9 protein-coding genes are annotated in these 13,241 nt (G+C 36.1%); 2 read left to right on the forward strand and 7 right to left on the reverse strand.

Features of this window, described 5'->3' with window-relative positions:
- Nucleotides 1–251 precede the first annotated feature (251 nt).
- From galE to OZP07_RS20710, 7 genes are all read right to left on the reverse strand, one after another.
- Nucleotides 252–1,286 carry a UDP-glucose 4-epimerase GalE gene (gene galE, locus OZP07_RS20680; protein ID WP_194642652.1) on the reverse strand — a complete coding sequence of 345 codons (1,035 nt, stop codon included), beginning with the start codon at nt 1,284–1,286 and terminating at the stop codon, nt 252–254.
- Between the two features lies 1 nt (nt 1,287).
- Nucleotides 1,288–2,337 carry a UDP-glucose--hexose-1-phosphate uridylyltransferase gene (locus OZP07_RS20685; RefSeq protein WP_281636587.1) on the reverse strand — a complete coding sequence of 350 codons (1,050 nt, stop codon included), beginning with the start codon at nt 2,335–2,337 and terminating at the stop codon, nt 1,288–1,290.
- A gap of 145 nt (nt 2,338–2,482) precedes the next feature.
- On the reverse strand, nt 2,483–3,655 hold the full coding sequence (gene galK, locus OZP07_RS20690) for a galactokinase (protein ID WP_281636588.1): 1,173 nt from the start codon (nt 3,653–3,655) through the stop codon (nt 2,483–2,485).
- 90 nt (nt 3,656–3,745) lie between these two features.
- Entirely contained in the window at nt 3,746–6,172 is a 2,427-nt protein-coding gene (locus OZP07_RS20695; protein ID WP_281636589.1) for a DUF4982 domain-containing protein, read from the reverse strand.
- Nucleotides 6,173–6,302: 130 nt separating this feature from the next.
- A complete protein-coding gene (locus tag OZP07_RS20700; protein ID WP_281636590.1) occupies nt 6,303–7,337 on the reverse strand; it encodes a glycoside hydrolase family 53 protein in 1,035 nt (344 codons plus the stop codon).
- 13 nt (nt 7,338–7,350) lie between these two features.
- Complete coding sequence (locus tag OZP07_RS20705) at nt 7,351–8,445, reverse strand: glycoside hydrolase family 53 protein (RefSeq protein WP_281636591.1); 1,095 nt, start codon at nt 8,443–8,445, stop codon at nt 7,351–7,353.
- A gap of 21 nt (nt 8,446–8,466) precedes the next feature.
- Nucleotides 8,467–9,513 carry an aldose epimerase family protein gene (locus tag OZP07_RS20710; protein WP_281636592.1) on the reverse strand — a complete coding sequence of 349 codons (1,047 nt, stop codon included), beginning with the start codon at nt 9,511–9,513 and terminating at the stop codon, nt 8,467–8,469.
- 97 nt (nt 9,514–9,610) lie between these two features.
- On the opposite strand from OZP07_RS20710, the gene OZP07_RS20715 reads away from it, so the two are divergent.
- Both OZP07_RS20715 and OZP07_RS20720 read left to right on the forward strand, forming a co-directional pair.
- Entirely contained in the window at nt 9,611–10,609 is a 999-nt protein-coding gene (locus OZP07_RS20715) for a GntR family transcriptional regulator (protein WP_281636593.1), read from the forward strand.
- A gap of 779 nt (nt 10,610–11,388) precedes the next feature.
- Entirely contained in the window at nt 11,389–13,236 is a 1,848-nt protein-coding gene (locus tag OZP07_RS20720) for an NPCBM/NEW2 domain-containing protein (protein ID WP_281636594.1), read from the forward strand.
- The last annotated feature ends 5 nt before the right edge of the window (nt 13,237–13,241 follow it).

Consider the following 13,241-nt stretch of genomic DNA (forward strand, 5'->3'; position numbering starts at 1 on the left):
TTTAATAGTTAATATCTGAAATAATTTGGGAGTGCCAATATAACACATCTTTCAAATAAAAAAGAGTAATTTCTCACTCAAATTAAACATAAAATAAAAAATATGTTTTAATAATATTGTTTTATTATGAATTATTGAATGTCAAATGTAAAATAAAAAAATTTATTAGCAATGCTTATAAATGTGTTTTTTACATTTATTTTGTTTTCACAATAGTAAACTCCGTATGATTAGTCTTTTAACTAAACATTTTAAGATTTAAATTTAGGACTTTTTCTGATTTTCTGCTCCCATTTCCATGCACTTGCCATCGCTTCTTCCAATGATGAAACAGTTTTCCAGCCCAAAACATTATTGGCTTTATCCGTGTTGGCATAAGCCTCTGTAACATCCCCTTCTCTTCTTTCAACAATTTTGTACGGCAGTTTCTGACCGCTCACTTTTTCAAAAGCGCTGATTACTTCCAGAACTGAGCTTCCCGTTCCTGTTCCAAGGTTGAAAATTTCTAATGGTTCTGCATTTTTCTTGTTTAATAAACGCTGCAATGCAATTACGTGTGCTTTAGCCAGATCGACTACATGAATGTAATCGCGTACACAGGTTCCGTCAACGGTTGGGTAATCGTTGCCATAAACAGATAATTCGGCACGCAGTCCCATTCCTGCCTGAGTAATAAAAGGAACTAAATTTTGCGGAACTCCAATTGGCAGTTCACCAATTTCAGCAGAAGGATGTGCCCCGATAGGATTGAAATAACGAAGAAGAATAGCATTGATGTTACTAACTTTCACCACATCTTCAATAATCTCTTCCCCTATCTGTTTAGTATTTCCGTAAGGTGATAATGCAGGCTGAATAGAAGTATTCTCCGCAATAGGCATTACTTCGGCCTGACCGTAAACTGTACAAGAGGAGCTAAAGATAAAATGTGCTTCTTTCTTTTTCTCTAATTCCTGTAATATGTAAACCAATGCGCCTAAATTATTTTCATAATAAAGCAAAGGATTTTTTACGCTTTCGCCAACAGCTTTGGAAGCCGCAAAATGAATTACTCCCGCAACATCATCATGCTCTGCAAAAAAGCGCTGTACATCCTTTTTTTCTCTTAAATCAATTCCAGAAAAAATCGGTTTTTTACCTGTAATTCGTTCGATACCATCCAAAACTTCGATAGAAGAATTGGAAAGATTATCGATAACTACCACATCAAAACCTTGATTCTGTAATTCGACAACGGTATGAGATCCTATAAATCCCAAACCGCCTGTAACGACTATCTTACTCATTTTATTTGTTTTTATAATGTATATCTGAAAGTGCTTTTAATACTGCTGCACTTTTCTCTGGTGTAATATCTCTTTGTGCTTCACCCATCATTTCATACCCAACCATAAATTTCTTTACAGAAGCGGAACGCAATAACGGCGGATAAAAATGCATATGAAACTGCCATTCCGGATGCTCTTCACCATCTGTAGGTGCTTGATGAATACCTGAAGAATACGGGAAAGAGGTTTCAAAAAGATTATCGTATTTTATCGTTAATGCCTTTAAAATTGAAGCATAAGCCAAAACTTCTTCAGAAGTAAACTCGGTAATTTTGGTAATATGCCTTTTGCTGATAATCATTGTTTCAAACGGCCAGATTGCCCAAAAAGGAACCAAAGCCACGAAGTGATCATTCTCAATAACGATACGATCTTTCACTTTTAATTCCTCCTGCAGATAATCCAGCAGAAGGTTGCTGTTATTTTTTTCAAAATATGCTTTTAAACTATTTTGAGTTTTTTCTACTTGAGTAGGCAGAGAGGACTGCGCCCAAATCTGTCCGTGCGGGTGCGGGTTGCTGCATCCCATAACACTCCCTTTATTTTCGAAAATCTGAACGTGATTAATGTAATCAACATTTCCTAAATCGGTATATTCTTTCTGCCAGGTTTTAACAATATTCTCAATTCCCTCCAGCTCCATTTCAGGCAGCGTCAGATCGTGTCTTGGCGAAAAACAGACAACTCTTGCAATACCGCGTTCCGGCTGTGCTTTAAAGAAAGTAGGTTTTAAATCTTCTTCAAACAAAATAGGTTCCTGCTTTACGGCAGCAAAATCATTTTCGAAGACAAAACTCGATTCATAATTAGGGTTCACTTCTCCATTGGCACGAACATTCCCTGCGCATAAATAACAAGCAGGATCATACTCTGGAAGTACATCTGTGTGGATTTTTTCGTTCTGTCCCTGCCAGGGTCTTGTTGCTCTGTGCGGCGACACCAATACCCATTCGTTAATTAACGGATTGAAACGTCTGTGCGGATCTTCGTTTATATCAAAATTTTTCATTTTATTCATTTTATGGTTTTACCACGGGCTAAGTGGGAATTTTTTCGCCACAAATTGTACAAATTAACGCAAATTAATTTTTGCCCTTTAAAAAATTTGTCCAATTTATACAATTTGCAGTGTTATTTTTTCAAATTCTAGTATTCTAAAGTGCTCCTTCGTACAATGATGTACCGTTTCCGATTTTTACATCATAAATTTTCAGTTCTATATCAAAAGCTTCTTTGTATAATTTTGAGAACTTATCTTTTATCTGCTGCTCTTGTCCTTTTTTAACTAAATTAATAGTACAGCCTCCAAAACCGCCTCCCATCAGTCTTGAACCAATAACTGCAGTTTCAGCTTTAGCCAAATCAACCAATAAATCCAGCTCTTCACAGCTTACTTCGTAATCTTTGGACAAACCTTCGTGAGTTGCAAACATAAGCTGTCCTAATAATTCAATGTTTCCATTGTCTAATGTTTCACACGCCTGAATAACGCGGTTGATTTCTTTTACCACAAAAAGAGAACGTCTGAAAACGTCGTGACTCATTTTATCTTTTAAATCAATGATCGTCTGCTCTGTACAGTCTCTGAAACTTTTTATCTCTGGGAAATTAGATTTTACAATTGCAATTCCTTCTTCACATTGCTGTCTTCTTTCATTGTAAGCCGATGTCATCAGCGAGTGCTTAACATTCGAATCAAACAAAATCAATGAATAATCATTAAAATCGGCATTGTGGTATTCGTATTCTAATGTCTTGCAGTCAATTTTGATTACTTTATTTTCCAAGCCCATTACACTCGAAAACTGATCCATAATTCCGCAGTTGATTCCAACCCAGTGCTCCGCTTTTTGTCCCGTTAATGCAATATCAACTTTAGGAATCTGTAAACCAAAAAGCTCTTTGATTCCAAAAATCGTCCCGCACTCCAAAGCTGCCGAAGAAGATAATCCTGATCCAACAGGAATATTACTGCTAAATACACAATTAAAACCTTCAAAAGAAAATCCTTTATCCTGTAATTGCTTAATAACTCCCAAAATATAATTGGTCCAAACCACTTCGCTCAATACAATCTCTTGTGTCAAATCAACTTCAAATTCTTCATTTAAATCGATAGCAACAATTTTAGACTGCTTCGAATTGCTTTTTGCAAAAGCGAAACAAATAATCTTGTCGATGGCTGCTGGCAAAACATAGCCGTCATTATAATCGATGTGTTCACCAATAATGTTAATTCTCCCTGGAGAAAGTACTATTTTTTCTGGAGCATCACCAAATGTCTCTTGAAAAAAATCAGTCGTTTTTTTAATTAATAAATCGTTCATTTTCTTTAAATTACTATTGTTTTGAAATTAATTATCTTCACCCCCAGCCCCTCTCCTTTGGTGAGGGGGAGCGAGTTTATATTGTATTATTTATTTTTCAGACATCAAGGTCAATTTACCGCTCTTGAGTCCCGCACCATCTACTTCAAGTTTTATATCGCCTGCAGCTGTTGTCGATTTTACAAGTACTACCAGCTTTCCGCTGAAAAGTTTCATGGTATCTTTATGAAATATTTCAAGTGAAGTCGCATCACCATTGCAGGCTGCTCTGTACGTACCCGCTCCCGTAACCTTAAATTTTAACTGATTCGCCGCCGTAGGACAAGGAATTCCGTTTTTATCAACTACAGATACTGTTACAAAAGATATATCTTCGCCATCTGCAGTTATTGTTTTCCTGTCTGCGTCCAAAACAATCTGATAAGGCTTGCCGGCAGTACGTACTTCTTCTTCAGCGACAGCTTTTCCATTGTCATCTAAAGCCACTACTTTTACAGTTCCCGGCTCATATTTTACATCCATCCACATCAAACGGTAACGATTCTGAGGTGTGTTTTTATTTTTTTTCTGCACGCCCATACTTTTGCCGTTTACAAAAAGCTCAGCACTGTTGTAACTTGTATACACAAAAACAGGTGTTGTCTCTCCTTCTCGTCCTTCCCAGTTCCAATGAGGCAGAATATGAAGTGTTGCTTCTTTTGTATTCCAACGGCTTCTATATAAGTAGTAGCGGTCTTTTGGCAGACCAGCCAAATCATTAATTCCAAAATAAGAACTTCGGGACGGCCAGCTTTCGTCATAAGGAGTTGGTTCACCCAAATAATCGAAACCAGTCCATACAAACTCACCGATTACCCAAGGCTTGTCATCCTGAAGCACAAAATCTTCATCAGGTACATTCGACCAGCTGCAGGCTTCCAAATCATAAGATGATGACTGGAAATCCGGATACTGTTTCATCTTTTTCTGAACTACAGGAAATTTATAAATCCCTCTCGAACTAACTGTTGAAGCTGTTTCTGAACCTAAAATAAACCCCTGCGGAAATTTTTTAAATGCCTCATCATACAAATGCACGCGATAATTCAATCCCGGAATATCCAGCAAAGCTCCAAAACCCGATTCCATAGTCGCTTTTACCTGATCCATTCCCACAGTTACCGGACGAGTCGGGTCTTCTCTGTGAAATATTTCCTGTAGCCACTTCGCTCTTTTTACACCTGCTTCTCCCCATTGATCCGGCACTTCATTTCCAGAACTCCACATCACAATAGAAGGATGATTTCTTGTTGCCTGCACCAAATTCACGACATCTTTTTCAGCATATTCATTAAAAAAACGATGATAGCCGTTGTCAACTTTTGCTTTTGCCCATTCGTCAAAACTCTCTGCCAAAAACATGAAACCCATTTCATCTGCCAATTCAAGCTGTTCGAAAGAAGGCATATTGTGTGAACTGCGTATCGCATTACAGCCTAGATCTTTTAATATCGTCATTTGTCTGCGCAAAGCAGCTTTATTCACAGCAGTTCCTAATGGACCAAGATCGTGATGAAGACAGACTCCCTTAAATTTGGTTATCTTTCCATTTAGACTAAAGCCTTTATTAGCTTCATATTTTATTTCCCTAATCCCAAAACGTGTTGAAATCTCATCTTTCAGTTCTTTTCCAACATATAATTGAGAAACCGCTTTATACAGATACGGCGTTTCGGGACTCCATAATTTTGGCTTATCAACTTTTATGTTTTGATCGAACTCTTTTCCGAATTGAATATCCGATTCTTCTGAATTTAATTTATGACCATCAGCATCAAAAATAGTGGTTACCAAACGTGTATTTTCCCCAGAAGCTTTTGTCTTAATATTAACTTTTGCCGATTCTTCGCTTATAAAAGGTGTGGTTACAAACTGTCCCCATTGGTCAATGCTTTCATTGTTTTTTACAATGACACTTACTTTGCGGTATAAACCGGCACCAGGATACCAGCGGGAAGCAAATTCTTTATTAGTTAGTTTTACTGCCAATGTGTTGGCTCCTTCTTGTACAAATTGAGAAACATCAAAATAAAAATAACTATAGCCATACGCCCATTCTCCAACTTTTTTTCCGTTTAAATAAACTTGAGGCTCGCTCATCGCTCCTTCAAAAAGCAAAAGTATTTTTTTCCCTTTTGAATTATTAGGCAAAGTAAATGTATTGCGGTACCATGCTGTTCCAATATGAGGTAAAGCTCCCGTTCTTCCAGTTTTTTCGGAAGCAGCTTTCTCTCCGTTCTGAACAATCGCAACATTCTGAATATCTACATTTTTATCAAAAGGACCATAAATTGCCCAGTCATGCGGTACAGTTACCGATTCCCATTTTGAATCGTTAAAATTTACATTAAACACCTCTGCAAAATCACCTTTTTGAAATTTCCAATTGGTATCTAACACTTTAACCTCTCGTACTTGAGACATAGCCACCTGTGTAAATGCTAAAAATATAACAAGAATACTTATCAATTTTTTCATTTTATAACATATTAGAATTTTAGTTTTTGTTAAAAGCCTTATAAGAATAGCTAAAGTTACTTATTTATAATTTCATTTTGTTAGCCAATATTTTTATTGCACTTCAATTTATATAACCTTATATGGTTTATTATTCTTTAAATGCATCCAATGCCATAGACGGCTTCCCGTCAGATTTCCAAGCACTTAATTCATAGTGGCTCCATGATTTTGCACCTTGAGGCTCCCAGTAAATCACGCCCAGACCTTTATTATTTGGCACTGCCTTTACTGCTTTGATAACGGCTGCCAGCATATCATAGGTATTTTGTTCCTGCGTATCTATCCCGCCAACCTCAACAATCATTACCTCTTTATTGTATCGGGATGCCATGTCATTCAGATTATTAGCCAGATCTGTTATGTTTTCTTTATAATCTGTTTTAATCCAAAAAGGGTAATACGACAATCCGATTACATCATACTTAACATTATTGGCTTTGGCATTATCAAAAAACCATCTGAATTTTTCACTGTTATTTCCTTCGTCTAAATGAACAATAACTTTGATTTTTTTATCGACAGCCTTTACTGCATCATATCCTTTATTCAGTAACTGCGCCAGCTGATTGAAGTTACTTGTACTCCCATCCGGCCACAGCATTCCCCCTGGTATTTCATTTCCTACCTGTACCCATTCTGGAGTAACATCTGCTTTTTTTAAAGCCTTCAAAACATCTTCGGTATGAAAATAAACATCATTTAGCAACTCTGAAAAAGTATGATTTTGCCATTCCAGCGGTTTATTCTGTTTCCCTGGATCAGCCCAGGAATCGCTGTAATGGAAATCAATCATAATACGCATTCCCATCTTTTGGGCACGGACAGCCATCGTTACTGTCTCCTCCTTACTGCAGTGCCCGCTTGCTTTATCATCCGAAGGATTTACCCAGACACGCAGTCTTATAGTATTTATTCCCCGGTCTTTCAGCAGCTGCAGGCAGTCTTTTTGAGTTCCGTCGGTATCAAAAAATTTATATCCTGTAGCTTCCATTTGCGGCAGCCAGCCCACATCGGCTCCTTTTGCAAAAACATTTATTTTGGGTCTGCTTTCATTTTTATTAAACATACTGCATGAAAAAGCAAATGCCATAAGAATCCCTATTGAAAATAATGTCTTCTTCATATTCTGTTTTTTTTTAATTTAAACTAAAAACCTGTAAAACAGGCAGTGCTTTATTTGTAAAATCATAGAACGCCTGGTTTTCGAACGTAGAACCATTAACCGCAGCACTTCCTTTGAAAGCAATCCATTCTCCTCCCCAGTAAGCAAATCCAATTCCGGATTTAGAAGTTTTTACAAGATCTTTGATTGCTAACATATAATTCTTTTGTCCTTCAGGAGTTGCATCATAACCCGAAACCAGCTGATCGATTTGACCTACTATATTATTTGTTGCATCATTCCAGCTTAAAGTAAATGGATAAGCAGTTTCGGCAATGAGTACTTTTTTACCAAATTTAGTTCCCAATGCATCAATCGTACTTTTGACAGCTGTCAAATCTTTACCGTGCCAGATAGGATAGTAAGAAAGTCCAATATAATCATAATCTACTGAATTTACTTTTCCAAAAAACCAATCCGTATCCGATGCTTTAACACCTGCATAATGAATCATGATTTTTGTTTTTGGTGCTTTACTTCGAATTACAGCGCCCGCAGTTTTTAATAAATCAATACATTGTGCTTCTTGATTAATCAAATGTCCCTGAGGCCAGAGCAAACCGCTGTTTATTTCATTCCCAATTTGGATAATATCAGGATTAATCTCTGTTATGATAGTAGAAGTATAATTGGCAACAGCTGTTTTTAAGTCTGCAAAAGATAAGTTTTTCCACTCATCCGGAGTAGTCTGAGTTCCTGGATCTGCCCAAGTATCAGAGTAATGAACAGTTAGCCAAACCTTCAGACCAGCCTGCTTTACTCTTGCAGCTAATGTTTTAACTTCAGCCAATCCAGAATGACCGTCAGCAGGATTTTTCCATAAACGGATTCGGATTGTATTACATCCTGAGTTTTTTAAAGTCGTAAGCATATCTTCTGCTTTACCGTTATTAGTAAAAACAACTTTAGCACTTTCAATTTCCGGAAGAAAAGAAATATCTGCGGCTCTGATAAAATCATCTGCCACAACAGGCGGATCTACCGGTGTTACCGGAGCATCACTGCCTGAACAAGCAGACTGCATAACTGCTAAGACTAAAAGTGATAATATGATTACGACTTTTTTCATTATTACAGAATCTTTTTAAAATTACTGAAATTTATAAACCGTTTCATGAGTATATTCGTCTCCTTTTTTAAGGACTGCACTAGGAAAGTGTTCGTGATTTGGCGCATCTGGGAAATTCTGTGTTTCAAAACAAATACCGCTTAATGGGTGATAATCGGCATTCTCTTTTCCTTTTACTTTATTAAAACAATTACCGCCAACATAGATATGAACTCCTGGCTGATCAGTATACACTGTCATTTTCAGATTATTTTTATTACTGAAAAGAACAGCCGCAGCTTCATCTTTGTGCGTTACAACAAAAGTGTTATCAATTTCAGAAGGGCATTTTTTTGCTGTCAGAAAATCAAAAGAAGAACCTGCTGTTTCCAGATACCTACCAGTTGGAATATTATCAGCTGATTTTTCCAGCATTTGATCCGCATTGACAATTAAATCCTGATCTTTTACATTAGACGAATGGCCTTCTAAATTAAAATAACTATGATTCGTTAGATTCACTACGGTATCCTCAGTTGATTTTCCTGCGTATTGAATCAGCAGTTCATTTTCTTCTGTCAATGTATAAGTCACCTCAACAGCTAAACTCCCTGGGTAATTCTCCTCATTTGCAGGACTGGTATAACTCAAAGTAACTGATGGATTATCACCTTCTGTCACTTTTTCAACCGTCCAGATTTTTTGGCTAAACCCAACAGAACCGCCGTGTAAAGAATTGCCATTATTGTTTTTATTCAAAAGTATTTTTTGCCCGTTCAATTCAAAAGAACCGTTATGAATCCTTCCTGCAAAACGCCCTACAGTAGTTCCCATATAAGGCGGGCCTTCTAACTGAAAAGACTGCAGATAACCCTCCAAAGTATCAAATCCCAAAACGACATCTACAATTTGGCCGTTTTTCAAAGGAACCTTCAGCTCTGTTACAGTAGCTCCGTAAGTAATTATTTTTAAGGACATTCCATTTTTATTAAATAACTCATAAGAGTATACTTCTTCCTTATCTGGCATTAAACCGAAAAAATTCTTTACAGAAACTGTCTTAATTTGTGAATTGCGTTTTATTTCCATTGTTTTATTATGAAATTTGAAATCCAAATGTAAAATAAATTTCAACTTATACATACCAGTACCTACCAGTTTTTTATATATTTGAAAAAAAAATGTCATGAAAATCATTTCTATCCAAGACAACCTCGGAATTCCAAAATACAAACAGATAATTCAGTCCATTGAAAAAGCAATTGACGAAGAAAAACTTGTAAAAGGAGACCGCCTTCCCTCGGTAAATAAAGTCTGCCTTGCTTTTTCATTATCCCGTGACACCGTCTTATTAGGATATGATGATCTCAAAAAAAGAGGAATTATTTATGCCATTCCCGGCAAAGGATATTATGTAAAAAGTGTTGAAATCAATATAAAACAAAAAATATTTCTGCTCTTTGATGAGCTCAATACGTTTAAAGAAGACATTTATAACTCATTTTTAAAAAATATTGGAAAAAACGTACAGGTAGACATTTTTTTTCATCATTTCAATGTTACTGTTTTTCAGAAACTGCTGAATGACAGTAATGGAAATTATACTAAATACATCATTATGCCAACCAATTTAACCGGCATAGTGGAATCGATAAAAACCCTACCAGTAAATGACGTAATCATCCTCGATCAAACCAATGATGAACTAAAATCATTTCCGGCTATTTACCAAAACCACAAAAAAGACATCTTCGAAGGATTATATAAAGGAAAAACAAAACTCAACAAGTATAAAAAACTTATTATGATTTTCCCCGGATTTAGAGAACCGCTGAATATGAAGATTGGATTTGAAAATTTTTGCTCAGAATATGCTTTTGACTATGAAGTCATCAATGAATTTTCAGAGAGCGAGATAACTATTGGCGGTGTTTACATTATTCCAAATGACAGGGATTTGGTTCTTGTGATTGAGAAAGCCCGAGAGCAAAACTTAAAACTGGGAACTGATTTTGGCATCATTTCGTATAATGAAACTCCGTTAAAGAAAGTAGTATCTAATGGAATCACAACAATTTCAACCGATTTTAGTACTATGGGAAAACTTTTGGCACAAATGGTTCTTCGGGGAAAAAAAGAACAAATTGAAAACAAGTGTGCTTTAATTATCAGAAATTCATTGTAGAACAAACCAATCAATTACTTCTTTTCTGACTGCAGTTTTCTAATTCTTTACAATTCAGGATACCTCTAAAAACAAAATAAGAAGGCACCAAACAGCCTTCTTATTTTTAACTTAACTAAAACTAAACCAAATTTAAATTATTATTACTTATTACTTATTTTTTATATCATATAATCAAAATCTCACTTCCTGATTTTTTAAAAAATTTATACCCAAAGAAAAACTTCGGGTATAAATAAGTAACCAAAATTTTTTAATTTTTTGTCTAATGAATTTCGAGAAACTCAAAATAAACTAACAAAATGCAATTTATTAAATCAATAACAACAAACCACTGTATTATTGAATCTACAGGGACAAAGTTACAGTTAATCAAAAAACTTAAAGAGGGACAAATTTGAAAAAAACAACGGTCAAAATCGTAAATTATAACCTCCCAAAGCAATAAATCATACATTTTACAATTTATGACATATTTAAAACAAAATACCCATAAGTTACTGAATACAGAACACTTACTAAAAACAGACATTTTACTCTGCTGATTTGCGGTAGTTTTCGACACAAAATTCCACATACTCATCCTTCATTTGGAATTTTAACCCAATAAAAAAGTTTTTTTACAAATTCATAAAAAGCTATTTTAAAAGAAAAATTACCATACTCTTAATTTACTTCCAGTTTTTTTATCAAGTTGAGTTGTTTTCTTGCTTTTTTAAATTACTTTTACAAATGTAAAAAACACACTTATAGTAAACATATTTCAAAAACCAATACAGATGATTCATTTTAAACACAATAAAACAGTTTTCCTCTTTTTATTCTTTACAATAATCAGTCATACTGCACAATCTCAAACCAAGAGCAGTTTTCATGACTGGGCATCAACTCCTCCTATGGGATGGAACAGCTGGGACTGCTTTGGCCCTACTGTTACCGAAGCCGAAGTCAAAGCCAACGCCGACTATATGTCAAAATATTTAAAACCTTATGGCTGGGATTATATTGTAGTCGATATCAGATGGTATGTAGGGAATGACAAATCACATGGTTATAATGAAAAAGATCCTGATTATGTATTGGATCAATACGGCCGTTTTATGCCGGCTGTAAACCGCTTCCCTTCGGCTGCAGGCGGAAAAGGTTTTAAACCATTAGCAGATTATCTGCATAAAAAAGGATTAAAATTCGGGATTCACATTATGCGCGGGATTCCGGTAATAGCTGTAAAACAAAATTTACCTATAAAAGGTACAAATTTAAAAGCACAGGATATTTATTCAGACAAAGACCAATGTACTTGGCTGCACGATATGTACACTGTAATTCCGACGAAACCTGGCGCACAGGAATATTACAATTCACTTTTTGAACTGTATGCTTCTTGGGGACTTGATTTTGTAAAGATTGACGACCTCTCTTCTCCTATTTATTTTGAAGGCGAAATAGATATCATCCGCAAAGCAATTGACCGCACGGGACGTAAAATAGTTCTAAGCACTTCTCCCGGAGAAACACCAATCGCACACGCAGACCACGTTCAGAAAAGTGCCAATATGTGGCGTACTGTCGGAGACTTTTGGGACAGCTGGCAGCAATTGAAAGACCATTTCGAAGTTTTTGAACGCTGGAACAAATGGCGTGCTTATGGAGCTTATCCCGATGGCGACATGCTTCCTTTGGGACGCATTGGAATTAGAGCCGAAAGAGGAGATCCGCGTATGACCGCTTTTACCAAAGATGAGCAGTATACTTTAATGACTTTGTGGAGTATTTTTAAATCTCCATTAATGTTTGGCGGTAATCTTCCAGATAATGACCCTTTCACGCTTTCGTTATTAACCAATAAAAATGTATTGAAAGTCCTTAACGAAAGTACAAACAACAAAACTCTTTTTACCGATAAAGACAAAGCTGCCTGGATTGCTGACGACCCAAAAACTGGAGCAAAATATTTAGCCGTTTTCAATACAGTAGACCAAATTTCAATCTCCGAAGAAAAAGCAGTCTGGAACAGCGAAATAATATCAAGATCTACTCCAAAGCAAAGCACGACTGTGAATATTGATATTACAGGTGCCAAAAAATTATATTTGGTAGTAAACGACGCTGGTGACAATACCGATTGGGATCATGCAGACTGGATTAATCCAACTTTATATAATGAAAAAGACTCTCTGAAACTTACTAATATAAAATGGAAAAAAGCAACTTCAGGATGGCAGAAGCCAAAGATTAACCAAAGTATTTCCGGTAATGCGCTTACAGTGAATAAAGTTAAATATGAAAACGGTATCGGGACGCACTCTAATTCAATTATAGAATTTGATCTGCCCGAAGGTTATACGCGCTTCAAAGCCACAGTTGGTCTGGACGAAGCCTGTATCTCCCAAAACGTGGGTGCTACGGTGAAATTTTTTGTATTTACCCAAAATCCATCCGGACCGCCGCCGCCGCCGAGCGCAAAAATTCCAATCAGCCTTAAAAACATTGGACTTATGGACAAATACATAATTACCGATTTATGGTCTGGGAAAAAAGTTGGAGAATTTTCGGGAGAGTTTACTCCGGAAATCAATCTGCATGGAGCCGGGTTATATAAAATTGTCAAAGTATCTAATAAATAGGACTC

The sequence above is a fragment of the Flavobacterium marginilacus genome (assembly GCF_026870155.1).
GTDB lineage: Bacteria > Bacteroidota > Bacteroidia > Flavobacteriales > Flavobacteriaceae > Flavobacterium > Flavobacterium marginilacus.

Bases quoted from the DNA above. Each gene is read 5' to 3' on its own strand.
- OZP07_RS20710 (WP_281636592.1), bottom strand. From the start codon at position 9,513: ATGGAAATAAAACGCAATTCACAAATTAAGACAGTTTCTGTAAAGAAT.
- OZP07_RS20705 (WP_281636591.1), bottom strand. From the start codon at position 8,445: ATGAAAAAAGTCGTAATCATATTATCACTTTTAGTCTTAGCAGTTATG.
- OZP07_RS20685 (WP_281636587.1), bottom strand. From the start codon at position 2,337: ATGAAAAATTTTGATATAAACGAAGATCCGCACAGACGTTTCAATCCG.
- OZP07_RS20715 (WP_281636593.1), top strand. From the start codon at position 9,611: ATGAAAATCATTTCTATCCAAGACAACCTCGGAATTCCAAAATACAAA.
- galK (WP_281636588.1), bottom strand. From the start codon at position 3,655: ATGAACGATTTATTAATTAAAAAAACGACTGATTTTTTTCAAGAGACA.
- OZP07_RS20695 (WP_281636589.1), bottom strand. From the start codon at position 6,172: ATGAAAAAATTGATAAGTATTCTTGTTATATTTTTAGCATTTACACAG.
- OZP07_RS20700 (WP_281636590.1), bottom strand. From the start codon at position 7,337: ATGAAGAAGACATTATTTTCAATAGGGATTCTTATGGCATTTGCTTTT.
- OZP07_RS20720 (WP_281636594.1), top strand. From the start codon at position 11,389: ATGATTCATTTTAAACACAATAAAACAGTTTTCCTCTTTTTATTCTTT.
- galE (WP_194642652.1), bottom strand. From the start codon at position 1,286: ATGAGTAAGATAGTCGTTACAGGCGGTTTGGGATTTATAGGATCTCAT.